Source organism: Streptomyces sp. CAI-85, assembly GCF_013363615.1.
GTDB classification, from domain to species: Bacteria; Actinomycetota; Actinomycetes; order Streptomycetales; family Streptomycetaceae; genus Streptomyces; species Streptomyces antibioticus_B.
Window position 1 is genome coordinate 43,730 of the sequence record NZ_JAANNX010000006.1, and the last position, 26,296, is coordinate 70,025.

At 71.1% G+C, this 26,296-nt stretch carries 13 protein-coding genes; 4 read left to right on the forward strand and 9 right to left on the reverse strand.

Translation table 11 applies throughout. The features are described from left to right. Positions 1–65: 65 nt before the first annotated feature. Together G6W55_RS10635 and G6W55_RS10640 are read right to left on the reverse strand one after the other, a co-directional pair. Positions 66–1,076, reverse strand: a complete 1,011-nt coding sequence (locus G6W55_RS10635) for a LacI family DNA-binding transcriptional regulator (protein WP_175520554.1) — start codon at positions 1,074–1,076, stop codon at positions 66–68. Positions 1,077–1,175: 99 nt separating this feature from the next. After that, entirely contained in the window at positions 1,176–5,459 is a 4,284-nt protein-coding gene (locus tag G6W55_RS10640) for a discoidin domain-containing protein (RefSeq protein ID WP_175520555.1), read from the reverse strand. Between the two features lie 432 nt (positions 5,460–5,891). On the opposite strand from G6W55_RS10640, the gene G6W55_RS10645 reads away from it, so the two are divergent. Next, on the forward strand, positions 5,892–9,320 hold the full coding sequence (locus tag G6W55_RS10645) for a CARDB domain-containing protein (protein ID WP_175520556.1): 3,429 nt from the start codon (positions 5,892–5,894) through the stop codon (positions 9,318–9,320). A gap of 62 nt (positions 9,321–9,382) precedes the next feature. Here the strand turns inward: G6W55_RS10645 and G6W55_RS10650 are convergent, their stop codons facing one another. Both G6W55_RS10650 and G6W55_RS10655 read right to left on the reverse strand, forming a co-directional pair. Continuing rightward, on the reverse strand, positions 9,383–12,655 hold the full coding sequence (locus G6W55_RS10650; RefSeq protein WP_175520557.1) for a GH92 family glycosyl hydrolase: 3,273 nt from the start codon (positions 12,653–12,655) through the stop codon (positions 9,383–9,385). 242 nt (positions 12,656–12,897) lie between these two features. Then, positions 12,898–13,761 carry a class I SAM-dependent methyltransferase gene (locus G6W55_RS10655; protein WP_175520558.1) on the reverse strand — a complete coding sequence of 288 codons (864 nt, stop codon included), beginning with the start codon at positions 13,759–13,761 and terminating at the stop codon, positions 12,898–12,900. Between the two features lie 162 nt (positions 13,762–13,923). On the opposite strand from G6W55_RS10655, the gene G6W55_RS10660 reads away from it, so the two are divergent. The 3 genes from G6W55_RS10660 to G6W55_RS10670 all read left to right on the forward strand — a co-directional run bounded on the left by G6W55_RS10660 (position 13,924) and on the right by G6W55_RS10670 (position 18,721). Next, positions 13,924–14,493, forward strand: a complete 570-nt coding sequence (locus G6W55_RS10660) for an O-methyltransferase (RefSeq protein WP_175520559.1) — start codon at positions 13,924–13,926, stop codon at positions 14,491–14,493. Then, positions 14,474–15,121, forward strand: a complete 648-nt coding sequence (locus tag G6W55_RS10665; RefSeq protein ID WP_309243676.1) for a maleylpyruvate isomerase family mycothiol-dependent enzyme — start codon at positions 14,474–14,476, stop codon at positions 15,119–15,121. The genes G6W55_RS10660 and G6W55_RS10665 overlap by 20 nt, the downstream gene beginning before the upstream one ends. A 321-nt stretch (positions 15,122–15,442) precedes the next feature. Next, complete coding sequence (locus G6W55_RS10670; protein WP_175520560.1) at positions 15,443–18,721, forward strand: LamG-like jellyroll fold domain-containing protein; 3,279 nt, start codon at positions 15,443–15,445, stop codon at positions 18,719–18,721. A gap of 93 nt (positions 18,722–18,814) precedes the next feature. On the opposite strand, the gene G6W55_RS10675 is transcribed toward G6W55_RS10670, so the two are convergent. The 5 genes from G6W55_RS10675 to G6W55_RS10695 all read right to left on the reverse strand — a co-directional run bounded on the left by G6W55_RS10675 (position 18,815) and on the right by G6W55_RS10695 (position 26,069). Continuing rightward, the gene (locus tag G6W55_RS10675) at positions 18,815–21,199 is read right to left on the reverse strand and encodes an AbfB domain-containing protein (protein ID WP_175520561.1); all 2,385 of its coding nucleotides are present in this window, start codon (positions 21,197–21,199) and stop codon (positions 18,815–18,817) included. A gap of 140 nt (positions 21,200–21,339) precedes the next feature. Further along, positions 21,340–22,374, reverse strand: coding sequence for an ABC transporter permease (locus tag G6W55_RS10680; protein ID WP_175520562.1), 1,035 nt, complete (start codon positions 22,372–22,374; stop codon positions 21,340–21,342). Then, entirely contained in the window at positions 22,371–23,333 is a 963-nt protein-coding gene (locus tag G6W55_RS10685) for an ABC transporter permease (protein WP_175520563.1), read from the reverse strand. The genes G6W55_RS10680 and G6W55_RS10685 overlap by 4 nt, the downstream gene beginning before the upstream one ends. Continuing rightward, entirely contained in the window at positions 23,326–24,888 is a 1,563-nt protein-coding gene (locus G6W55_RS10690) for a sugar ABC transporter ATP-binding protein (RefSeq protein ID WP_175520564.1), read from the reverse strand. Before G6W55_RS10690 ends, G6W55_RS10685 begins: the two co-directional genes overlap by 8 nt. A gap of 86 nt (positions 24,889–24,974) precedes the next feature. Further along, positions 24,975–26,069, reverse strand: coding sequence for an ABC transporter substrate-binding protein (locus G6W55_RS10695; RefSeq protein ID WP_175520565.1), 1,095 nt, complete (start codon positions 26,067–26,069; stop codon positions 24,975–24,977). Positions 26,070–26,296: the final 227 nt, after the last annotated feature.

A 26,296-nucleotide genomic window follows, 5' to 3' on the forward strand; every position in this document is an offset into this window, starting at 1 on the left:
CGCGGCCGGTCCACGGCGTATGCGTGGACCGGCCGGATGACGCGACGGGACGTACGGGACGGGCCTCAGGCGCGCGGCGCCTGGGCGGTCGAGCCGCGCACGACCAGTTCGGGCTCGAACAGCAGCTCGCCGGGGGGCACTTCGCCGCCCTGGATCTGGGTGCACAGCAGCTCGACGGCGGCCCGCCCCATGGACTCGATGGGCTGGCGCACGGTGGTCAGCGGGGGCTCGGTGCAGTTCATGAAGGCGGAGTCGTCGAAGCCGACGACCGACACCTGCTCGGGCACCGCGAGACCGCGCCGCCGGGCGGCCCTGATGGCGCCCAGGGCGAGCGGGTCGCTGGCGCAGATGATGCCGGTGACCCCGCGGTCCAGCAGGCGCGAGGTGGCCGCCTGGCCGCCCTCCAGGGAGAACATCGAGCGCTCCACCCGCTCGTCGGGCAGCGGGGCGCCGGCCGCCTCGGCCGCGGCGCGGGCGGCGGCGAGCTTGCGCCGGGAGGGCACGTGGTCGGCGGGGCCGAGGACGACGCCGATGCGCTCGTGGCCCAGCAGGGACAGATGACGCCACGCCTGCTCCACCGCCACCGCGTCGTCGCAGGAGACGCAGGGGAAGTCCAGCTCCTCTATGGGGGCGTTGATCAGGACCACCGGGATACGGCGTTCGGCGAGCTGCCGGTAGTGGTCGTGCGGGGCGTCGGCCTGCGCGAACAGCCCGCCGGCGAAGACCACGCCGGAGACGTGCTGCTGGAGGAGGAGATCGACGTAGTCCGCCTCGGAGACGCCGCCCTTGGTCTGGGTGCAGAGCACGGGGGTCAGCCCCTGCTGGGCCAGCGCGCCGCCGATGACCTCGGCGAACAGCGGGAAGATCGGGTTCTGGAGCTCCGGCAGGACCAGTCCCACCAGACGGGCGCGTTCGCCGCGCAACTGGGTGGGGCGCTCGTAGCCGAGCACGTCCAGCGCGGTCAGCACGGACTGGCGGGTGGACTCGGAGACCCCCGGCTTGCCGTTGAGCACCCGGCTGACCGTGGCCTCGCTGACCCCTACCTTCTTGGCTACCTGAGCAAGTCGTCGCGTCATGAGCGCAAGGTTAGCGCAAGCCATGCAAACGGCTTGCGCCAACCTCGGCTTCGATGTTCATTTTCCGTCAGGATCCATGACCGTCTTACGGGCAGATGATCAGGGGTTGACGTTGATCCTGAAGGTGGAGGTGGTGTTCCGGATGTCCACGGCGTTGCCGTTCAGGCGCAGTCCGTTGAACGTGACCTCGCCGACCGCCGGGCCCTGGCCGGGCTCGGGCAGTTCGTTCGCCCACAGTCCGAAGCCGGACTTGGCGTCGAAGGCGTCCCCGCTCTTACGGGCGCCGCTCACCGAGATGTCGGTGAGGACGGTGTCCTTGATCGGGTTCACCGGCTGGCCGCCGATGTACTGCGTCTGGAACATGATCCCGGAGTAGGTCGGGTCCACGATGTCCACGTCGTTGATCCGGATGCCCTGGAACACCTTGGAGGCGGAGAACAGCCAGATCCCTGGGAAGGTCTGGGCGCCCCAGAAGTGCCCGCCGGAGCGCACCACGGAGACGTTCTCCACCGTCGTCGGCGCGGTCCCGAAGCCGTTCATCGGGTAGCCGAAGTCCAGCGAGCTGATGGTGATGCCCGAGTAGACCAGGGTGTCGGCGATGTGGATGTTGCGGAAGGTGTTGTCGTAGCCGCCGTACACGGCGATGCCGGCGGCCCGCCAGGTCAGCAGCGAGGTCAGGTTCTCGTAGAGGTTGTCCTTCATGTCGGCGCCGCCCGCGTCGATGGCGGAGAACAGCGCGAAGCTGTCGTCGCCCGAGGCGCGCGACTCGTTGTTGACGACGTGGTTGTCCGTCGACCCGTTGGTCATGTTGATCGCGTCGGCGAACGTGTTGCGGATGCGGGCGTTGCTGATCGTCATGCGGTCGGTGTTGGCGCCCCAGTACAGGCACACCATGTGCTCGGTCCAGGTGTTGTCGATGACGATGTCGGAGACGTTGGCGAAGTCGAAGACCTTGCCCGGGCCGTCGATGCGTGAGGTGTAGTTGCCGAAGTAGGCGAAGCCGCGGAACGCGGAGCCCTTGGCGCTCGCCTCGGCCCGGAAGCCGACGTCGGTGTTCTCCTGCCCGGCCGGGGCGTGGAACTGGGTGTACCAGGGCCCGGCGCCGACGACCTGGACGGCCTTGCCGTACACCTGGAACTTGGACGACGTCTGGTAGTCGCCCGGCGGCAGATAGACGCCGGTGAGCCTGCCGGTGGTGTCCATGCGCACCCGGTCGAGCGCGTTCTGCACGTCCTGGTGGGTGAATCCGGCCGGGACGGTGTACGCCGCCGGGTCGGGGTTGGCGATCGGCGCGACCTGCTCCAGGCTGACGAAGTCGATCGCGTAGCGCGAGGTGTTCGCGGTGTCCTTCTGGAGCCGGATCTTCGCACCGGCCGCGACGGTCTCGCCCAGCATCAGATGCGCCTCGTCGTAGATGTGGCGCGGGGCGCCCGCGGAGGGCGCGTTGCCGGGCGACGCCTCGGCGCCGTACAGCCAGGCGTACCGCGAGGTGAGCGGCAGGGCCTTGCGGAACGTGCCGTCGACGTAGACGTTCAGGGTGGCGTCGGTGCCGCCGCCGCCCGCCGCGTCGGGGATGGAGAAGCGGGTCACCAGAGTGTTGGTGGCCGCCCGGGTGGTGAACTCCACATACTCGCCGGTGCTGTTGAGGGTGACGGCCTTACGGCCGGACGCCTCGCCCGCGAGGTCGCCGACGGTGCGGTTGGGTCCGACGGTGGTGGCTCCGCCGCCGGTGGCGGCGTCCTCCGCCTCGTACATGTCGTACGGCATGTGGGCGCCGCGTCCGACGAACAGGGACTGCTCGACGGTGTTGTTCTCGCGTTTCACGGGGAGTTCGTTGCCGTCGGCGGCGACCGTCGCGCGGACGGTGTAGGTGCCGTTGGCGGCGGTCCAGGTGCCGACGGAGACCGGCGCGGTGGTGGCACCGGCGGCGATCGTCCCGTCGTAGGAACCCGTCAGGGTACGGACGGTGGCGCCGCGGGAGTCGAGCAGGGTCACGGTGAGGGCGTGGCCGCCGCCCGCCGAGGCGGTGGTGCCCTGGTTCCGTACGGCGACCCGGAAAGTGACGGTGTCGCCCGCGGCCGGGCCGGACGGCGAGACGGTGACCACCGGGACCAGGTCGGAGCTGCTGACCGGGCGGACGGTGAGCGCGGTGGGCGCGGTGTAGGTGTTGTTGGTCTCGTTCTGCTCGATGATCTGGTCGCCGTCGTCGGCGACGGCACTGAGCTGGTAGGTCCCGGCGTCGCGGGCGCCGATCGAGGCGCTGACGGTGGTCTGTGCCCCGGCGGCCAGGGGGCCGACGGCCGCGGTGGCGACCTTGGTGCCGTTCAGCCGCAGCGCCAGGCTGCTGGCGGGCGCGGCGCTCTCGCCGCTGTTGCGGACGGTCGCGGTCAGGGTGATCGGGTCCGACTCGACGGGCGCGGCCGGGGAGGCGGTGAGCGAGGTGACCTCCAGATCGGGGTTGGGCGCGGCGGTGCCGATCACCTGGAACTCGGCGATCTGCCCGGCCGGGGCACCGGAGTTGGCGGTGAAGCGCAACTGGACGTCGGCGACCCGCGCGGTGACCGGGACGGTCACGGAGTTGCCGCTCGACGGGCTGAAGGCGTACTCCTTCGCGGCGACCAGCGAGGTGTAGCCGCTCGCGGACTGCTCACGGCCGAGGACCTGGACGGTCTGGGTGCGCGGGCCCCAGGAGCTGTCGGGGTTGAGGCGCAGGACCAGCGAGGAGACGTCGGCGTTGGCGCCGAGCTTCACGGTGAGGGTGGCGGGGTGTCCCGAGCCCTCCCAATAGGTGCTGGTGGAGTTGTCGTTGGCGTTCTCGGCCAAGAAGGTGTGCACGGTGGAAGAGGCCGTGATGGGCTTGCCGACCGCCAGGTTGGAGCCGGGGCCCGAGGTGCCGGTGCGGGTCACGGTGTTGCTGTCGCCCGAGACGTTCCCTGCGGCGTCCTTGGCGCGCACGAAGTAGGACACGGTCACGGTGGCCGGGCGACTGTCCGTGTAGGTGGTGACGTTGCCCGCGACCGTGGTCAGCAGGGTGTTGTCCCGGTACACCTCGTAGCCGGTGACGCCGGTGTTGTCGGTGGAGGCGTTCCAGGTCAGCCGGATCTGCCCGGCGGACGGCTCGGTGAGGGCCAGGTTCGCGGGAGCGGTGGGCGCCTGGGTGTCGCCGGTCTCGCCGCGGCGGGTGACGGTGTTGCTGTTGCCGGAGACGTTGCCCGCGGCGTCCTTGGCGCGCACGAAGTAGGAGACGGTGGCGCTCGCGGGCCGGGTGTCGGTGTAGGTGGTGACGTTGCCGGCGACCGAGGTCAGCAGCTCGTTGTTGGCGTAGACGTCGTAGCCGGTGACGGCGGTGTCGTCGGTGGCGGCGTTCCAGGTCAGCCGGATCTGCCCGGCGGACGGCTCGGTGAACGCCAGATTCGCGGGAGCGGTGGGCGCCTGGGTGTCGCCGGTGGCCGGGCCGTAGACCTCCAGCTCGGACAACTGGGCAGCGGGCTGGCCGGTGTTGGCGGTGACCAGGACCCGGACGTACCGCGTGGTGGCGGTGTCGAAGGTGATCGTCACCGTGTTGCCGTCGGCCGGCGCGAACTGGTACGCGCGGGAGGCGGTCAGGTCGGTGAAGTCGGTGCCGTTGGCGCTGCCCTGGATCTTCAGGGTCTGGGTGCGGGCGCCCCAGCCGTCGGGCAGTTTCAGCACCACCCGGTCGACACCGAGGGAGGAGCCGAGGTCGGCCCGGATCCACTGCGGGAGGTCGTTGTTGCGGCTCTCCCAGTAGCTGGCCTTGTTGCCGTCGGCGGCGTTGGCGGGCACATACGTCTCGGTGTGGCTGCTGGCGGTGAGGGTGCGGCCGCGGGCGAGGTTGGTGGAGGACTCGCCGGCCGCGTGCACCTCCAGCTCGGACAACTGGGCTGCCTGCCAGCCGGTGTTGGCAGTGATCTCGACGCGGACGTACCGGGTCTGCCCGGCCGGGAAGGCCACCGTGACGGTGTTGGCCGAGCCGGGGCTGAAGGTGTAGGCGGCGGACGCCTTCAGGGTGGTGAAGCTGGTGCCGTCGGCGCTGCCCTGCACGGACAGGGTCTGGCTGCGCGTCTCCCAGGACGCGGGCAGCTTCAGCACGACCTCGTCGACGCGGGCGGTGGAGCCGAGGTCGGTCTGGACCCACTGCGGCAGGGCGCTGCCCGCGCTCTGCCAGTAGGAGCCCTGGTCGCCGTCAGTGATGTTGCGGGCGGCGTACTCGGCGTGCGAGCTGCTGGCGGCGGTGGGCCGTCCGGCGGCGAGGTTCGGGCCGTCGGCCGCCTGTGCGGCGGTCAGGGCGGGCCCGCCCAGCATCAGCAGGGTGGTGGTGAGGACGGCGGCCATCGCGCGCCATCCCCGGCGTTGCGGTCTCATCGGTCCCCGATCTGGTGGAAGGGGTGAAAGGGGTGTCTCACGGCAGACGGCGCGCACGCCTCGATGTGCGGGTCATGGCACCGCTTTTGCGTTGATCGATCAGAGAGTTGCAGAACGGTACGGGTTCGTCCACCGCCCCGACAGCGGCCGGCGAACCCGGACTTCACCGCCCCGACCTGGCGAAGCGCCGCTGCCAGCGACTTTCGTGCGGGCTTTCACGAGAACGCAAGCGGATCCATCACTACGCAAGCCGCTTGCGTGCCCAACTCCGGCTGCTGCCGGGACCGTTGACAAAGCGGAGACACGCTAGAAACCTGTGGGCGTACTTTCCGCAAAGAATCGACTTCCCCACTCAATTTATGTGCACGGCTGGTATTTCCCTGCTCGGACGCCGTGCCCTCCCCCACGTCCACCGACCGAACAGAGGACCTCATGCGATGGAGACCACCGGGCCGCCGGCCCGTGACCGGCGCGGTCGTCGCCGGACTCCTGACAGCCGGCCTGCTCACACCGGCCTTCGCCTCCCCCACCCACGCCGCCGTCGCCGCGGCCGACGTCAACCTCGCCCTCGGCCGCCCCGCCACCGCGGGCGGCGCCCACGCCGAGTACCCCGCCCGCAACATCACCGACGGCGTCCAGGCCACCTACTGGGAGGGCCCGGCGGGGTCCTTCCCGCAGTGGGCGCAGGTCGACCTCGGCGCGGCCCGCGAGGTCGACCGGGTCGTGCTCAAGCTGCCGACCGGCTGGGGCAGCCGTAACGAGACGCTGTCCGTGCAGGGCAGCACCGACGGCTCCGGTTTCAGCACCCTCGCGGCTTCGGCGGTCCGGGTGTTCGACCCGGCGCAGGCCAACACGGTGTCCGTCGCCCTCGCCGCACCCGCCGACGTGCGGTACGTCCGCGTCAACGTGTCCGGCAACACCGGCTGGAACGCCGCGCAGCTCTCCGAGCTGGAGGTGTACGGCGAGGACGGCGGCACCGACCCGGGCGACCCGCCGCCGGCCGGCACCAACCTCGCCCGCAACAAGCCGGTCGAGGCCACCTCCTCCGTGCACACCTATGTGGCGGCCAACGCCACCGACGACTCCACCGCCACCTACTGGGAGGCGGCCGGGCACCCCTCGGACCTCACCGTGAAGCTGGGCGCCGACGCCGATGTCACCGGCGTGGTCGTCAAGCTCAACCCCGACCCGGTGTGGGCGGCCCGCACCCAGACCTTCCAGGTCCTCGGCCGTCAGCAGTCGGCGAGCGGCTTCACCTCGCTGGCCGCCGCGAAGTCGTACTCCTTCAGCCCGGCGAGCGGCAACACGGTGACCGTGCCGGTCAGCGGCCGCTGGTCCGACGTACGGCTGCACTTCACCGCCAACTCCGGTGCTCCCGGAGGTCAGGTGGCCGAGTTCCAGGTCGTCGGCACCGCCGCGCCCGCCCCCGACCTGACGGTCACCACCCTCGACTGGACGCCCGCGACGCCCAGCGAGCGGGACGCGGTCACCGTCAAGGCCGGTGTGCGCAACGCGGGCACCGCGCGGTCCGCCGCCACCACCGTCGACGTCAGCCTGGAGGGCACGGTCGCCGGCAGCGCCGCCGTCCCCGCGCTGGACCCGGGCGCCTCCGCGACGGTCGACGTCGACACCGGCACCCGCCCGGCGGGCAGCTACGGGGTGTCGGCCGTCGTCGATCCCCGCAACACCGTCGCCGAACTGGACGACACCAACAACAGCCGCACGGCGGCGAACAGACTGGTCGTCAGCCAGGCGCCCGGACCCGACCTGGAGGTGCGGTCGATCACCGCCAGCCCGGCCAACCCGGCCGTCGGCCAGGCCGTCTCCTTCACCGTCGCCGTGCACAACCGGGGCACCAGCGCCGCCCCGGCGGGCTCGGTGACCCGCCTCCAGGCCGGCTCGACCACCCTGAACGGCACGACCGGCCAGGTGGCCCCGGACGCCACCGTGAACGTGGCGATCGCCGGGACGTGGACAGCCACCGCGGGCGGGGCCACCCTCACCGCGACCGCCGACGCCACCGGGGTGATCACCGAGACCAACGAGAACAACAACGTGTTCACCCGGTCCCTGGTGGTCGGCCGCGGCGCCGCCGTGCCGTACACCGAGTACGAGGCGGAGGACGGCCGTTACACCGGCACCCTGCTCACCACCGACGCGCAGCGCACCTTCGGGCACACCAACTTCGCCACCGAGTCCTCAGGGCGCAAGTCGGTCCGGCTCACCTCCACCGGCCAGTACGTGGAGTTCACCTCCACCAACGCGGCCAACTCCGTCGTCGTGCGCAACTCCGTCCCGGACTCCGCGTCCGGCGGCGGCGCGGACGCCACCGTCAGCCTGTACGCCGACGGCACGTTCGTGCAGAAGCTGACCCTGTCCTCCAAGCACAGTTGGCTGTACGGCTCCACCGACGACCCCGAGGGGCTGACCAACCGGCCCGGCGGTGACGCGCGGCGTCTGTTCGACGAGTCCCACGCGCTGCTCTCCCGGAGCTACCCGGCGGGCACGGTGTTCCGCATCCAGCGCGACGCGAACGACTCCGCCGCCTACCAGATCATCGACCTGATCGACCTGGAGCAGGTGGCACCGCCCGCCGCGAAGCCGGCCGCCTGCACCTCGATCACCGAGTACGGCGCCGTCCCCAACGACGGGATCGACGACACCGACGCCATCCAGCGCGCGGTGACCGCCGACCAGAACGGCCAGATCTCCTGCGTGTGGATCCCGGCCGGACAGTGGCGCCAGGAGCAGAAGATCCTCACCGACGACCCGCTGGACCGGGGCCAGTTCAACCAGGTGGGCATCCGGGACGTCACGATCCGCGGCGCGGGCATGTGGCACTCCCAGCTCTACACCCTGACCCCGCCGCACCAGGCGGGCGGCATCAACCATCCGCACGAGGGCAACTTCGGGTTCGACATCGACTCCAACACCCAGATCTCCGACATCGCCATCTTCGGCTCGGGCACCATCCGGGGCGGCGACGGCAACGCCGAGGGCGGCGTCGGCCTCAACGGCCGCTTCGGCAAGGGCACGAAGATCACCAACGTGTGGATCGAGCACGCCAACGTCGGTGTCTGGGCGGGCCGCGACTACTCCAACATCCCCGAACTGTGGGGCCCCGGCGACGGGCTGGAGTTCACCGGCGTCCGGATCCGCAACACCTACGCCGACGGCATCAACTTCGCCAACGGCACCCGCAACTCCACCGTCTACAACTCCTCCTTCCGCAACACCGGCGACGACGCGCTCGCCGTGTGGGCCAGCAAGTACGTGAAGGACACCTCGGTGGACATCGGCCACGACAACCACTTCCGCAACAACACGATCCAACTGCCCTGGCGGGCCAACGGCATCGCGGTGTACGGCGGTTACGGCAACACGATCGAGAACAACGTCGTCGCCGACACCATGAACTACCCGGGCATCATGCTGGCCACCGACCACGACCCGCTGCCCTTCACCGGTCAGACCCTGATCGCGGGCAACGCCCTGCACCGCACGGGCGGCGCGTTCTGGAACGAGGACCAGGAGTTCGGCGCGATCACCCTGTTCGCGCAAGGCCAGGACATCCCGGGCGTCACCATCCGGGACACCGAGATCCTCGACTCGACGTACGACGGCATCCAGTTCAAGACGGGTGGCGGCGCGATGCCGGGCGTGAAGATCACCGACGTCCGCATCGACAGGTCGAACAACGGCTCCGGCATCCTCGCGATGAGCGGCGCCCGCGGCAGCGCCACGCTGTCCGGCGTCACGATCACCAACTCGGCCCAGGGCGACGTCCTGATCGAACCGGGCTCCCAGTTCACCATCAGCGGCGCACCGAACGCCCCGACGGGACGGAGGGACGTCTACTGAGCCTCGGCTCCCGCTCACGCCCGGTGCCGCTTTCCGGCGGCACCGGGCGTGTCGTGTGCCGGTCAGCCGGTGGCGAGGGTGAAGACGTGCAGGTCCGCGTTGCGCGGCAGCTTCACACTGGTGATCGTCCTGCCGCCGGGGGCCGTGAACGGGGCGGTGGCGAAGACGTAGGTGGCCACCGGGTCCTTGTCGGCGCCGGCGACATTGCGGTACGCGCTGCGGGCGACGACCGTGTTGCCGAACTGGACGGTGCCGCCGCCTCCGCCGACGGTCCAGTCGGTGAAGGAGAGGTCGGCCGTGCCGGTGCTGCCGTCGGAGTAGGTGACCGTGGCGGTGCCGCGCTGGTTGCCGTTGACGGCGCTGCCGACGAACGACAGCTTGGTGGTGCCGGGCGGCAGGTCGAGGCTCTGGTCGCCGGCCGCGATATTGTCGGGCCGTCCGTTCGGCGAGGCCGGCCAGGTGAAGGCCAGGCCGTCCACCGCGCCTTCGCCGCCGGGGGTGAGTCCGGCCGCTTCGAGGGCCTGGCGGGAGTAGCTCCAGCCGCCGCCGTCGTAGTCGGCCTCGTCGTGCTCGCCCGCGTCGTCCGAGACACCGGTGTTGTTGTAGGCCGCGAGCAGGGTGCCGGGTGCCGCGACGGTCAGGGCGAGGGGTTGCGCGTACGCGGTGCCGTCGGAGGTCACCGTGACCTTCGCGTCGTAGAAGCCCTGGCGAGCGTCCGCCGCCGCGGTGAGGGTGATCTCCCGGGCCCCGTCGGTCACGGTTCCCTCGGCCGGTGTCGCGGTGACCCCGTCGGGGGTCTCCACCCGGAAACGCACCTCGGGACCCGTGCCGCCGCTCAGCGACAGGGCGCGGATCGCGACCTTCGTCGTCTCCCCCGGTGCGAGCGTCGCCGCGGTCGGGCCCACACCGATCTGGTACGGCTGCTCGCCCGTACGGAAGGACGGCGGCGCGTCGGCGGGGTCGGTGCCCCAGGTGCGGTCGGGGGTGCCGGAGAGCGTGAAGTCGACCCTGCCGCCGTCCCGGACGAACGACGCCGGCAGCCAAGGGCGTTCGCTGGTACGGCCGTTGACCTTCAGGGCGTGGACGTAGGGCGCGTCGGCGGCGGCACCGGACGCGCGGACGGAGATGTCGTTGCCGTCCGGGCGGTCGATCTCGACACGCGGGAACAGCGGTGAGGCGAGGACGAGTTCGGCCCGGGAGGGCACCTGGGGGTACATGCCGAGCGCGGAGAACACGTACCAGGCGGACATCGCGCCGAGGTCGTCGTTGCCCGGGATGCCGCCGGGCGCCGTCGACCACAGCCGGGTCATCGCGGCACGGACGGTCTCCTGCGTCTTGTGGGGCGCGCCCGCGTAGGCGTACAGGTAGGGGACGTTGATCGAGGGTTCGTTGTCCATCTCGGACTTGTCGCCGCCGCTGCCGGTGAACGCCCAGTCGCCGTCGGCGTCGTGGAAGAAGGCGTCGAGGCGGGCGACCGCCTCGTCCTTGCCGCCCATCGCCGCGAACAGACCGGCGGGGTTGTGCTGCACCATCCAGGTGTACTGGGCGGCGGTGCCCTCGACGAATCCGTTGCCGGTGGCCGGGGTGAAGCCGGTGACCCAGCTTCCGTCGGCCTTGCGGTTGGCGATGTACCCGCCGCCCGGGTCGGCGGCGATGTTGAAGTTGTTCTGCCACCACTGGGAGCGCCGGGCGAAGTCGTCCGCGGTCTTCTTCTTCCCTGCCGCGGAGGCGAGTTGGGACAGGGCGAAGTCGGCGCCCGACATCTCCAGCGTCTCGGCGGCGCCGCCCCAGGCATTGGAGACGGACGGCATGTAGTGCAGCTTCAAGTACTTGTCGAGGGACGGCCGTTGGCCGACGGACAGCACGGGCTTGCCCGCCGGTGACAGGTCCTTCTCGGTCGGGACGGTCGCCGCCTTGAGCAGTGAGTCGAGCGCCCCGCGCAGGTCGAAGTCCTTGCCGCCGAAGGCGTGGATCCCGGCGAGGGCGGGCGCCGAGGGGTCGCCGTTCATGACGTGCGTGCCGCCGGCGCCGTGCAGCCAGCGGTCCCAGATGCCGCCGTTCTGCCGGGCGAGTTCGTACAGCGACTGCGCGATGTCGGACCCGGTGCGCGGGTCGAGCAGGGTGAGGAGCTGCACCTGGTTGCGGTACACGTCCCAGCCGGAGAAGGTGCCGTACTGGGCGCGGTGGCCGCGCGGGACGGTGTGCACCTTGTCGTCGCTGCCCCGGTAGCGGCGGTCGGCGTCACTGATCACGTTCGGATGCAGGAGCGCGTGGTAGAGCGCGGTGTAGAAGGTGGTGCGCTCGGCGTCGGTGCCGCCGCCGACCCGGACGGCGTCGAGCCGGTCCCGCCAGGCGCGGCGCGCGGCGTCCTTGATCTGGTCGAAGGTCCGGTGGGCGGGGTTCTCCGCGGCCAGGTTGGCGGCGGCGCCGGCCTGACTCACGTACGAGATGCCGACCTTGACGTTGACCGGGCCGGTTCCGGGCGCGAACTCGACGTATCCGCCCGCGCCCTTGCCCGCGACGGGCCGACCGCCGTTCGCGAAACCGCCGGTGCCGCCGCTCGCCCGGGTGGAGCCGGGGGTGAGTTTGTCGTCCTGCCAGGTGCCGGTGGCCTTGAAGGCGCGGTCGAAACGGGCGGTGAAGTGGAGCGTGTAGTAGGAACGGCGGCCCTCCGGGTCGAGGTAGCCGCAGAAGTTCCCGGAGGTGACCGAACCCGAGACCGTGCGGGTCGCCGGGTCGATGGTGACCGTCGAATCGGTGGAGCCCACCTCGGAGTTGGCGGTACGGATCAGCAGCGAGGCGGGTTTGTCCGCCGGGTAGGTGAAGCGGGCCGATCCGGTACGGGCCGTCGCCGTGAGGTCGGCGGTGACTCCGGAGGCGAGGCCGACCTTGTAGTGGCCGGGCCCGGCCGTCTCGTCGGCATGGCTGAAGTCCGAGGCGTAGACGGCGTCCTTGGTGTCGCTCGCGGGCGACGAGGAGACCTCACCGGCGTACGGGAAGAACGGGATGTCACCGCTGCCGCCCGCGCAGCCGGTGCCGGACATGTGGGTGAGGCTGAAGCCGCGGATGCGGGTGGCGTCGTAGTGGTAGCCGCCGGGCGCGGCGGTGCGGGTGGCGTCGCCCCGGGTGTTCTCCGGGCTGAAGGAGAACATGCCGAACGGGGTGACGGCGCCGGGGAAGACGTTGCCGCCGTTCCTGGTGCCGATGAGCGGATCGACGTAGGCGGTGGGGTCGTCGACGAGGCCCGGGGGCGCGGCGGGTGCCGCGAGGGCGGGGGTGGCGCCGGCGGCCGCCAGGACGGTGGCCAGCAGTAAGGACACGGGACGGAAACGCATGACGCGGCCCCTCCTCCTTCGGACGGGTCACGCACCACAGGTCGCACAAGCCGCAGGGACAGTAACGCCATTCGCGTCCGCGGGGGAAGAGCGCGTGCGGGTGTCGGGGCACGGGCTTGACATCGTTGTCCACCGAGCGGCTAGAGTCAGGCCCGTAGAGTCATGTACAGACCAATTGACATCGTTGTCGCACCGGAGTTCGCCACAAGCCACCCTCTCCGGCCGGTTGCCCGTCGTCGTCGCTATGCGGCTGCCCGGTCGGCCGTGACCAGCAAGTACTCCCAGTCCATCGCGCCGTCCTCCAGATGCCGGGCGGCAAGGTCTACGAGGGCCGCGTCGAGGGCGGCGACCTTCTCGGGGTCGTCGGCGACGGCGCGGTAGACGGCGATCGTCGGCCCGTAGCTGGACTTGAAGAAGTCCCGGAAATCCTCCGGCCCGGCGAACTGGTCGACGTGCAGGGCCTGACGGCGGGCGTCGAGTCCGGTCACACGGTCGCCGAGCAGCGAGCGCACATGCTCCTCGTCGCCCCAGAGCGGGGGCGGCTGCGCGCCGGGCGGCGGCGGGGGTGCGTACGGGCGCATCGCGGCGAACATCTCCCCGATGAACCCCTCCGGCGTCCAGTTGATCAGGCCGATCCGCCCGCCCGGCCGGCACACGCGCACCAGTTCGTCGGCGGCCTGCTGGTGGTGCGGGGCGAACATGACGCCGACGCAGGACATCACCGTGTCGAAGTCCCCGTCCCCGAACGACAGCGCCTCGGCGTCGCCCTCACGCCACTCCAGCTCGGCACCGCGCTCGGCGGCGAGCTGCCGGCCGGCGTCCAGAAGCTCCGGGGTCAGATCGACGGCGACGACCTCGGCTCCCGCCATCGCGGCGGGGATGGCGGCGTTCCCCGACCCGGCGGCGACATCGAGCACCCGGCTCCCGGGCCGCACCCCGCTCCCCCGCACCAGCTCGGGGCCGAGGGCCGGGATGACGTCCGTGGCCACGGCGGGGTAGTCGCCGAGGGCCCACATGGCGCGATGCTTGGCCTTGAGGGCGTGGTCCGCCTGGGCCTGGGCTTGTGCCTGGGCTTGGGCTTGAGCCGCTTCACTCGCGTCGGTCATGACGGGCACCTCCGCTGTCACACCGTATGCGTACGATTCCGAGCGGTGGGACACCCACCCGGACCGCCGCGCCCGAGCTTCGCCGACTCCGGCGCCATCTATGACTGTCTCATGGGTTGTCGTGGTCTGTCAGGGTTTGTCACGGTGAGGAGGGGGCTCGTGATGGCGGCAGAACGCGTGGTCCCGCCCCGTGTGGCGATCGCGGAGCGGGTCGCCGCCGAGGCGGGATTCCAGCAGGGCTGCATCCCGGAAGTGGGCCGGCTGCTGCGCCTGGCCGCCGCGTCGAAGCCGCACGGCCTCGTCGCGGAGAGCGGCACCGGCACGGGCGTGGGCACGGCCTGGCTGCACAGCGGGCTCGGCGCGGGCGCCCGGCTGATCACGGTGGAGCGTGACGAGGAACTGGCCCGCCGGGCGGCCGAGATCTTCGCGGACGACGCCCGGGTCAGCGTGCTCACCGGAGACTGGCGGCTGCTGGAGCGGCACGCTCCCTTCGACGTCTTCTTCTGCGACGGCGGGGGCAAGCGCGACGCGCCCGAGAGGGTCGTTGAACTGCTGGCTCCCGGTGGCCTTCTGATCCTGGACGACTTCACTCCCTCGCCCCACTGGCCTCCCCGCTTCGGCAACGAAGTGGACGAGCTACGGCTCTTCTATCTCACCCATCCCGCCCTGGAAGCCACCGAGGTGCTCACAACGCCGGTCAGTTCAGCGGTTGTTGCCGTGCGGCGCGCCTGACCGGCGGCGCGGGGACCGTTTCTGGGCCGCCGTCGTCGCCGCAGGGCCCGCCGACGCACCGTCGGCCGAGGCCGCGGCCACGCGTGCGACCGTGGAGGCGCCGCGCGAGCGTGACGCCCTGGTGGCCTGGCTCGCCGATTCGACGTGGGCGCTGATCGACGCGTTGCGGGAGGCCGGCCCGGAGCGTGGCTGCTGGACGTGGTGGGGTGCGTCGCGGACCCCGCGGCACTCGGGCGGCGTCGCCCGGCACCGCGTCCAGGAGACCGCCGTGCACACCCACGACGCCCAACTCGCCCTCGGCACACCGCAACCGCTGCCGGAGGCTACCGCGCTCGACGGTGTGGACGAGTTCCTCAGCACCTGCGTCGCGACGACCAGCCCCTGGCCGCACAAGCCCGCGGTCCTCGACTTCCATGCCACGGAGGGTGAGGGCCGCACCTGGCGCCTCACGCTCGACGCCGACGGCGCACGGCCCGAGGGAGCCCCGGGCAGCGCCGACGTCTCCGTCCACGGCACGGCCAGTGACCTGGTCCTCTTCCTGTACAACCGGGTCCCGGCGACCTCCCTCCGCCTCGACGGGGACAGGGGGATCCTGGACCTCCTCCGCGCCTGGGAACCGGAGGAGTAGGGCGTCATGCCGCTCTGAACGATCCAGGAGCTGGGCCGGGAGCAGCCATGCCCGGTCGGGGCAGCCCCGGAGCCCGAGCAGCCGCCCGCCCCCGGAGCCTCCCCGCTCAGCCCCAACTCCCGCCCCCACAAAGCCCCCTGACCCTCGCCCCACCTCACACCCACCTCGCACCCACCCCCCCCCCCGCCCGCCCCGTGACCGAGTGCTGCGCGAGGTCTGGACATGCCTCTGTGAGCGTGTTGTCATACCGCTGTCACAGGATTTCCAACGTTGAAAAGGCTCCCCGACCCCCACGGCGGCCTCTGTACGAGGAAAGGTTCGATGACACGACACAACACCCGCCCCAGAGCCCGTATATGGGCGCTGCTGGCGACGGCGGCCCTGGTCCTTCCCCCGAGCGGGCTGCTTCCGGTCGCGGCCGCGGCCGAGCCGGTGAGCGGCGCGGCGGCGCAGCCGGCAGGTCAGGCCGCCGTCGAGACGCACGGGCTGAAGGGCGAGTACTTCAGCATGTCGGCGCCCGGCGCCCGCGACTTCGACAAGCTCGGCGGCACCCTGCTCGACCCGCAGATCAACTTCTCCGGACTGACCAGCACCTTCGAGGAGTTGACCGGCCGGACGGAGCACACCACCGCCCGCTGGACGGGCCAGATCGAGGCGCCGGCGACCGGTGACTACACCTTCTACGCGATCGGCGACAACGGCTTCCGGCTGTTCATCGACGGGGAACCCGTCATCGACCACTGGGTGGGCGACTGGGACCGGGAGCAGACCAGTGCCCCGGTGCGGCTGACCGCCGGCGAGAAGCACGACTTCCGGCTGGAGCTGTTCCAGGACACCGGCGGCGCCAACATGTTCCTGCGCTGGTCGACTCCGACCCTGGCCAAGCAGATCGTGCCGATGTCGGCGTTCACCCCGCCGGCCGGCTTCGAGGTGTTCCCGGTGGAGCTGACCGTCGCCGAGAACGGCCGTCGGCTGCGCGCCCGGTTCGACGGCAGGGTGGGCCGGCTCCAGAGCGGTCTGAAGGACCATCTGAAGGTCGAGGCCGACACCACCGCGCTGCCGGTCAAGTCGGTGGCGTCCGTCCCCGGTGACCCCAACTCCCTCTACGTGAACCTCTCGGAGGCGATCCAGAAGAACCAGCTCGTGCGCGTCGCCTACGACGGCGCGGGCGCGCTGACGGTCGGCGGCGAAAGCGTGCCGAAGGTCGTCCGGTACGCCGAGAACGCCTCCACGCACCGCCTCACCACCGAGTGGGGCGACGAGCTGGACACGAAGCATCCGCTGCCGGAGTACCCGCGCCCGCAGCAGGTGCGGTCCAAGTGGCAGAACCTCAACGGTCCTTGGCAGTTCAGCGCCGCGAAGGCGGGCGAACAGCCGGTCTTCGGCAAGAAGCTGGACGAGAAGATCATCGTGCCGTTCCCGGTCGAGTCCCAGCTCTCGGGGCTGGAGCGGCACGAGGACCACATGTTCTACCGCAGGACCGTCGAGGTCCCGAAGGGCTGGAAGGTCGGCAAGAGCGGCCGGGACAACCGGCTCAAGCTCAACTTCGGCGCCGTCGACTACCAGGCCCGTGTCTATGTCAACGGCACGAAGGTCGCCGAACACACCGGCGGTTACAACGCGTTCAGCGCGGACATCACCGACGCGCTCAAGGGCGGCGGGCCGCAGGAGATCGTCGTCGCCGTCACCGACACCGGTGGCGCGGACCAGCCGATGGGCAAGCAGTCGACCAACCCGGGCGGCATCTTCTACACGCAGACGTCCGGCATCTGGCAGACCGTGTGGATGGAGCCCGTCGCCCCGGCGTCGATCGACGACATCGTCACCACGCCCGACATCGACACCGGCACCCTCGCGGTGACGGTGAACTCCGCGAACGCCTCCCCCACCGCCCGGGTCGAGGCCGTCGCCCGCGACACCCGCGGCAAGGTCGTCGGCAGGGTCACCGGAGCGGCCGGGCGGGAACTGCGGCTGCCGGTGGCGAAGCAGCATCTGTGGAGCCCGGACGACCCCTACCTCTACGACCTCGACGTCACGCTCACGGACGGCCGGTCGACCGACGAGGTCGGCAGCTACTTCGGGATGCGCGAGGTCGCCGTCGAGAAGGTCGGCGGCTTCAACAAGCTCGTCCTGAACGGCAAGCCGGTCTTCTCCCTCGCCACGCTCGACCAGGGGTTCTGGCCCGACGGCCTGTACACCGCGCCCAGCGACGAGGCCCTCGCCTTCGACCTGGAGGCGCACAAGAAGCTCGGTTTCAACGCCGTCCGCAAGCACATCAAGGTGGAGCCGGCGCGCTGGTTCTACCACGCGGACCGGCTGGGCCTGCTGGTCTGGCAGGACTTCGTCTCCGGGAACATCACCAACGAGACCGGGCAGAAGGCGTTCGTCGACCAGGGCAAGGAGGTGATGCGGCAGCACCACAACGCGCCCTCCGTCATCGGCTGGATCGTCTTCAACGAGGGCTGGGGCGAGTGGAACCGCGAGGAGACCGGCCGGATCACCGAATCCGTCGAGGCCGCCGACCCGTCCCGGATCGTCAACGCCCACAGCGGGGTCAACTGCTGCAACTCCAAGGGTGATTCGGGCAAGGGCGACATCATCGACCACCACGACTACAACAACACCGACCCCGCCTTCCCGGACGAGCGCCGGGCGGCGATGGACGGTGAGCACGGCGGATTCGTGCTCCGCACCCCGGGCCATATGTGGCCGGGCGCCCCGACGGTGATCTACAGCGGCGTCAACAGCAAGGAGGAGCTGACCCGCAAGTACGTGGAGAACACCGAGCGGTTCTATCTCGACCAGGCCCGCGCCGAACTGTCGGGGTCGGTGTACACGCAGATCACCGACCTGGAGAACGAGCTGAACGGCCTGTACACGTACGACCGCCGGGAGATCAAGGTCGATGCCGCGCAGGTGCGGGCGGTCAACCGGAAGGTGATCGCGGCGGGTGCCGCCGCGGGCCGTGAGGGTCCGCCGCGGGGCGGCGGGCGCTGGACGCTCGACGAGGGCACCGGCACCACCGCGAAGGACTCGGGCCCCAACGCACGGCCCCTCACCCTGCGCGAGGGCGCCTCCTGGACGCCCGGAGTCCGCGGCAGCGCCCTGAAGTTCGACGGCCGCGGCCAGTACGCCGAGACCGCGGGACCGGTGCTCGACACCAGCGGCAGCTACTCGGTGGCGGCCTGGGTGCGGCTGGACGCCGTCCCCGGCAACTACGCGACGGCGGTCAGCCAGGACTCCCGGGCCACGGCCAACTCGTTCTATCTCCAGTACGGGCACGGGGCGTTCGCCTTCAGCACGCCCGGCGAGCGCCGGGCCCAGGTGACCACGGCGGTGGAGACGGGCCGCTGGTACCACCTGGTCGGGGTGCGGGACGCCACGACGAACCAGATCCGGCTCTACGTCGACGGCACGCTCGCGGCGACCGCCACCGGCGGCGCGGCCCTGGGCAGCACCGGCGGGCTGACCGTCGGACGGGCCCACTGGGACGGCGCGAACGTCGACTTCTGGAACGGCGCGGTCGACGAGGTGCACGCCGTCGACCGGGTGCTGACCGCCGAGGAGGTGAGCACCCTGTACGGCGCCGAGAAGCCGTAGCCGTAGCCGGCGGCGTCGGACGTACGGCGGTCCCGGGGCGGGAGTCGATCTCCCGCCCCGGGACCGTTCGTCGTTCCGGTGACCGTGTCCCGGTCAGGGTGCCCAGGCCGCGTCCACGGACCAGGTGGTGTCCTCGGTGAACAGGGCGGGGTTGTCCCAGGTGTGGGTGCCGCCCGGGGTGGCGAGCCACAACTCGGCGTTGTAGTGGCGCAGATACTGCTCGGGGAAGTTGTACGCCGACAGCCGCACCCCGCCGTTCGCGCCGCGGACGGGGCAGAAGGTGGCGTCGGCGCGGAACAGGTCGCCGCTGCCGGCCTCCTTGTAGACGCGGAAGTCACGGTGCCGCAGGTACTGGCCGGGGTAGTTGCGCGATTCGAGGCTGTAGCAGGAGCTGTCGGCCAGCCCGGGGACGATCTTCCAGGTGGCGTCGTTCTTCAGCAGCACGGTGCTGCCGCCGTCGACGACGTCGGTGTAGGCCAGACCGTCGCGGTGGCGCAGATAGCGGTCGGTGTAACCGGGGGTGGTCACCCTGAGGGATCTGTACTGGCCGACGGGCAGGGTGACGGGGGCCGGGGCGGCCTGGGAGGCGTCGATGAGGGCGCGGTTGGCGGCCCTGACGCGGGCCTCGTCGACCTTGACGATCTGCCGGTCGTAGGTGAGCAGGCCGTTGGCCTCGTTCTCGACGTCGGTGATCTCGGTGTAGACGGACGCGGACAGGCCGCGGGGCATGCGTACCTCGCGGATCGCGTCCAGCAGGCCGACGAACCGGTTGTTCAGGTGCGCGAGGTCGGGCTGGTCCTCGTAGCTGAATCCGCCGCCGGGGTACCACTCGTGTCCGGCGACCTTGTGGCCGAGGCCGCCGAACTCGCCGAGGACGGCGGCCCGGGTGGCGCTGGGGACGGTGGTGCCGGGGCCGACGTAGACATGGTGGTCGACGACGTCGCCGTTGCCGCCGTCGACGGAGCCGCAGCAGTTGACGCCGCTCATGTTGTTCACCAGGCGGGAGGGGTCGTACGCCTTGACCTTCGTGGCGATGCGGGCCTGGTCGTACTGGCCCCAGCCCTCGTTCTGGTTGACCCACATCACCAGGGAGGGTGAGCTGCGGTGCTGGTCGATGATGCGGTCGTACTCGGCCTCCCACTGGGTGCGGGCGGCGCTGTCGGGGGTGCGCAGGTCCATGGAGGGCATGTCCTGCCAGACGAGCAGTCCGAGCCGGTCGGCCCAGTAGAACCAGCGCTGCGGTTCGACCTTGATGTGTTTGCGGACCATGTTGAAGCCGAGGTCCTTGTGCTTCTGGAGGTCGTGGCGCAGGGCCGCGTCGGTGGGGGCGGTGTAGATGCCGTCGGGCCAGTAGCCCTGGTCGAGGGTGCCGGTCTGGAAGACGAACCGGCCGTTGAGGACCGGCCGCAGCAGGCCGTCCACACGGGCCAGGCCGACGGTGCGCATACCGGTGTAACTGCCCACGGAATCCACGGTGTTCGTGCCGGAGAGCAGGTCGGCGCGGACGTCGTAGAGGAAGGGGTCGTCGGGGGTCCACAGGCGCGGGCTGGGGACGGGCACGGTGAACTCGGTGCCGACGGGGCCGGTGGCCGTGCCGACGGTGGTGCCGCCGGTGGAGACCGTGACGCGGGCCTGGTGGCCGTTGGTGCCGGTGCCCCGCACGGTCACCTTGAGGCGGTTGTTGGCAGGGTCGGGCACCAGGTCGAGGCGGCCGATGTGGGCGGGCGCGGTCGGCTCCAGCCAGACCGTCTGCCAGATGCCGGAGGCGGCGGTGTAGAAGATGCCGCCGCCGGCGTGCGGGGCGACGTCGCGGATGCGCTGTTTGCCGACGGCCTGGCCGCCGGTCTCGGTGGGGTCCCAGACGGAGACGACCACGGTGTTGGTGCCGCCGCCGACGAGCAGGTCGGTGATGTCGTAGGAGAAGGCGTCGTAGCCGCCGCTGTGGACGGCTCCGGCCTGGCGGTCGTTGACCCAGACCGTCGTACGCCAGTCGCTGGCGCCGAAGTGGAGCTGGACGCGGCGGCCGTTCCAGTTCGAGGGGACGGTGAAGGTGCGCTTGTACCAGAGCTTGTCGTTCTGGGTGATCTTGCGCTGGATGCCGGAGAGCGCGGACTCGGCGGCGAAGGGGACGCGGATCTGTTCGGTGAACGACGCGGGCCGGCCGGCGTCCGCCGAGGTGACCGCGAAGTCCCAGATGCCGTTGAGGTTGGCCCAGTCGGGGCGGGTGAGCTGCGGGCGGGGGTATTCGGCGAGCGGCGTGTCGGTGGGGACCTGGTTCGTCCACGGGGTCGTCATCGGGGACGGTTTGGGGGTCCACGCCTGTGCGGCGGAAGGGGCGGATCCGGCCGCGGTCGCGGGACCGGTCGCCGTCAGGGCCGTGGCGGCGGCCAGAACGAGCGCGACGAGCGCGGTGGTGGTCCACCGCGCCCGTCGTCTCAGCCATCCCAACGGCCTTCGTCCTGCGGGTGCTTGGCGCATCGTGCCTCCTTGACTCGTGGGGTGCGGAGACGTACGCGTGCGAGGAGGCGGCCGGGGGGAGGTCCGGCCGCCTCCTGGAACCGGTCGGACGCGGCGGGGTGGTGCGGGGGATCCGCCGTCGTGAGGCCGGGGCTTGTCGGTCACATGAGTTGTCGTCGGCGGCCCAGCCAGGTCTGTGCGATGACGACGACGGCCAGGAAGGCGCCGCTGACGACCTGCTGGTAGGAGGAGTCGAGCGAGCCGATCTGGTTGATGACGTTCTGGATCACCTTCAGCAGCAGCACCCCGACGAGGGAGCCGCTGACGTAGCCGAGCCCGCCCGTGAGCAGGGTGCCGCCGATGACGACGGCGGAGATGGCGTCCAGTTCCATGCCGCTGCCGAGGATGGTCACGCCGGAGGCGAGCCAGGCGGCGTTCAGCGCGCCGGCGAGTCCGGCGAGCAGTCCCGACAGGGCGTAGACGAGGATCTTGGTGCGGGCCACCGGGACGCCCATCAGGGCGGCGGCGTCCTCGTTGCCGCCGACCGCGTACACGTTCTGGCCGAAGCGGGTGCGGCGCAGGGCGACGGCGCCGCCGGCGAACAGGGCCAGGGTGATCCACACGGGGTTGCCGAGGCCGAGGGTGCTGCCCTGGCCGAGTTCGGCGAGGAAGGAGCCCTTGCCGATGAGATAGGTGTCGGCGCCCTCGTCGGTGATGGACAGCATCAGTCCGCGCGCGCCGAGCATGGCGGCGAGGGTGACGATGAAGGGCGCGAGGCGGGAGCGGGCGACCAGCAGGCCGTTGACGACGCCGATCAGACCGCACACGGCGAGCGGCAGCAGCAGCGCGACCAGGGTGCCGTGGCGTGATCCCCAGGCGGCCAGGACGCCGCCGAGGGCGAACAGGGAGCCCACGGACAGGTCGATGCCGCCGGTGATGATGACGAAGGTCATGCCGAGGGCGACGATCGCCAGGAAGGCCGAACTGGTCGCCATGTTGCTGACGTTGTCGCCGGTGGCGAAGGAGTCGAAGGAGAACGACGCGATGAGCGAGACGATCAACAGGACGGCGAGCGCGCCGTGCTGCTGGACGAGGGCGCTGAGCCGTTCGGAGCGCCCGGAGCCCACCGGGCGGTCCTCCTTGCGCGGTGCGGCGGGCGGTGTGGTCACGGGTGCGTCCGGGTTCGTGGTGGTCATCGCTTCCCCCGTCCCCGCGCCGCGTAGACGGCGGCGACGATCACGACGGCCTGGGCGATCTGGGTCCAGGAGGGCGGCAGATCGTGCTTGATGAGGGTGGCGGTGAGGAGCTGGATGAGGACGGCGCCCGCCACGGTGCCGCCGATGTTGACCCGGCCGCCGGTCAGCGGGGTGCCGCCGACGACGACCGCGGTGATCGCGGACAGTTCCATCAGGTTGCCCAGCGAGGTGGGGTCGCTGGCCTGGAGGCGGGCGGTCGCCAGGACGCCCGCGACCGCGGCGAGCAGCGCGCTGACGACGTACACGACGATCAGGACGCGGCGGACGGGCAGTCCGGCGAGCTGGGCGGCGGGCCGGCTGTCGCCGATGGCGAGGAGCTGGCGGCCGAAGGTGGTGCGGCGCATCACGAAGGCCAGCAGGACGGCCAGGGCGGCGGCGATGAGGATGAGGTAGGGGACGCCGAGGACGTCGCCGGAGCCCAGGGAGGCCAGGGACGGGTTGCGCAGGTCCTTGAGCTGCGGGAGCAGCACCAGGGCGAGGCCGCGGCCGCCGACCATGAGCGCCAGGGTGGCGACGATCGGCTGGACGCCGACGAGCGCGACCAGCGCCCCGTTGGCGAGTCCGATCACGGCGGCGAACAGGGCGACCGCCAGCAGGGCGGGCAGGAGTCCGTAGCCGAGGTAGAGGGCGGTGACCGAGGCGGCCAGCGCCATCACGGCGCCCACCGACAGGTCGACGCCCTCGGTGCCGATGACCAGGGCCATGCCCAGGGCGACGATGATGACGGGGGCGACCTGGACGGCCTGGGTGCGGAAGTTCTCGGTGGTCAGGAAGTACGGGGTGATGACGGAGTTGACGAGGAGCAGGGCGGCGACGCCCGCGTAGACGCCGTAGGTCTGGAGCCACTGGAGGAGGCGGGCCTTGTCCAGCGGGGCGGTGCGGAGGGTGGCTTCAGCCATCGACGGCCGCCTCCTCCTGGCTCGCGTCGGGCGCGGGGGCGTTCCCGGCGATGGTGCGCATCAGCTTGTCCTCCGTGACGTCGTCGCCGGTGAGTTCGCCGACGACGGCGCCGTCCTTCAGTACGACCACGCGGTCGGACCCTTCGATGAGTTCCTCCAGGTCGGAGGAGATGAGCAGGACGCCCAGGCCGTCGGCGGCCAGTTCGTCCACGAGTTTCTGCACCTCGGCCTTGGCGCCGACGTCGATGCCGCGGGTGGGTTCGTCGAGCAGCAGCACCTTGGGGTTCATGGCGAGCCAGCGGGCGAGCAGCACCTTCTGCTGGTTGCCGCCGGAGAGTTCGCCGACCTTCTGGTGCGGTGAGGACGCCTTGATGCGCAGCCGCGCGATGAAGGTGTCGACGACCCGGTCCACCTGGGCCTCGGAGACCAGGCCGAAGCGGGAGAGGCGGGGCAGGACGGCCAGGGCGATGTTCTCGCGCACCGAGAGTCCGGGGACGATGCCCTCGCTCTTGCGGTCCTCGGGCAGCAGGCTGATGCCGGCGCGGATGGCGGCCGGGGTCGAGCCGGCGCGCAGCGGCACCCCGGCGACCGTGACGCCGCCCGAACGGGCGGGCAGGGCACCGGCGATGGTCTTCGCGGTCTCGGTGCGTCCCGAGCCGAGCAGCCCGCCGAGACCGACGACCTCACCGGGCCGGATGCTCAGCGAGACGCCGTGCAGTTTGTGAGGAACCGTCAAATCCGTTGCGGAGAGCACGGGTTCGGTGCCGGCGGCGGCGTGGTCGCCGGTGAACTTGGTGAGGCCCTCGGTGCGGACCTCGCCGAGGTCGCGGCCGAGCATCGTGGAGACCAGGGAGAGGCGGTCGAGGTCGGCGAGCCGGCCGTGGTGGACGCGCCGGCCGTCGCGCAGCACGGTGACGGTGCTGCACACGGCGTACAGCTCGTCCAGTCGGTGACTGACGTAGACGACCGCGATCCCGGCGTCCCGCAGCCGCCGGATCACCGCGAACAGGGTTTCCACCTCGCGGGGTTCGAGCGAGGAGGTCGGTTCGTCCATGACGACGATGCGGGCGTCGGTGGCGACGGCGCGGGCCAGGGCGACCATCTGCTGGGCGCCGACCCCGAGGGTGCGCAGCGGCCGGCGGACGTCGACGCGGACGCCGTAGGTGCCGAGGATCTCCTCGGCCTCGCGGTTCATCCGGGCCATGTCGAGGACGCCGAGCCGGGTGCGGGGTTCACGGCCGAGGAAGAGGTTGCGGGCCACGCTGAGCAGCGGGATCAGGTTGACCTCTTGGTAGATGGTCGAGATCCCGGCCTTCTGGGCCTCCAGCGGGGTGCCGAAGGAGACGGTGCGGCCCTGGAAGACGATCTCTCCGGCGTCGGGCCGGTGGACGCCGGTGAGGAGTTTGATGAGGGTCGACTTGCCGGCGCCGTTCTCGCCGATCAGGGCGTGGACCTCACCGGCGTGCAGGGTCAGGTCGACGTCGTCCAGGGCCCGGACGCCGGGGAAGGTCTTGCTCAGTCCGCGGACGGCGAGCACTTCGGCGGGGGGTGCCACCTGTGCCTCCAGGGTGCGTTGCACGAAAGGTGTGCGGGGTTCGGGCGCAGGGGGCCCGCCCGGACGGCGGGTCCCCTGACGGTGGGTCAGTACGCCTTGCCGATGTCGGACTTGGCGTTGCCGGAGGTGTAGGCGCCGTCCTCGATGATGATGTCCTGCGCGACCTCGTCGCCCTTCGTGAAGGTGTCCAGGGTCTGGAAGGCGAGCGGGCCGAAGCGCGGGTTGGACTCGATGACGCCGCTGATCCAACCGTCCACGATGCCCTGGACGGCGTTGCGGGTGCCGTCCACGGTGACGATCTTGACGTCGCCGGCCTTCTTGCCGGCGCCCTTGAGGGCGGCCACCGCGCCCAGGCCCATCTCGTCGTTCTCGGCGTAGATCCCCTTGATGCCGGGCTTGGACTGGATGAGCTGCTCGGTGACCTGCTGGCCCTTCTCGCGGGCGAAGTCACCGGTCTGCTCGAACACCACCTTCAGACCGGGTGCCTTGGCGGCGATCTGGTCCTTGAAGCCCTTGGTGCGCTCGGTGGTGACGTTGTTGCCGGCCGAGCCGAGCAGGATCGCGACCTCGCCCTTGCCGCCGGTGGCCTCGATCATCTGGTCGGCGGCGCGCTTGCCCTGCTCGACGAAGTCGGAGGCGATGAAGGAGACGTAGTCCTTGCAGGCGGTGGCGTTGATCTTGCGGTCGATGGTGACGATCGGGACCTTCTTGGCCGCGGCGGCCTGGAGCACCGGGTCCCAGCCGTCGGAGTTGAGCGGCGCGATGACGAGCAGGTCGGCGCCCTTGGCCAGCAGGTCCTGGACGTCGCTGATCTGCTTGGAGAACTGCGACTGGGCGTTGGCCGTCAGCAGCTTGACGCCCCGCTTCTTCGCCTCGTCCTTGATGGACTGCGTCTCGGCGATACGGAACGGGTTGGCCTCCTTCTCCGACTGGGAGAAGCCGACGGTGGCGTTCTTGAGGTCCAGCTTCTTGCCGTCGTAAGCGTCGACGGTGCAGGTCTTGCCGTCCGGCGCGGGCGAGGCGACCTGCTGTGCGGCGTCGGCGGAGGACGAGGAGGAGCTGCCGTTCGACGCGTCGTCCTCCGACTTCGCGCAGGAGGTGGCGGTCAAGGCCACCGCCGCGGCCAGGGAGACGACCACGGGACGGGCGAGGAGACGACGACGGTGGGTGGTGCGCTGCATGGTGACCCCGATCCGGGCGACGCTGAAAGGACACTGGGGAGAGCGGGACGTACAGAGGCCGAGCGGGTGCTTCTCCCCTGGCGGGAACGGTCGTTCGACCTGCCGCACAGTGGTTTTTACATCGTTGGAAGGAGGCTGTAAACCCCCTGTGCGAGCAACGTTCCCTCCGGGCGGCCGGGTTGACGACCTGCCGGGCGAGCCGGGGCCCGCCCGGCCGAGGGCACGGC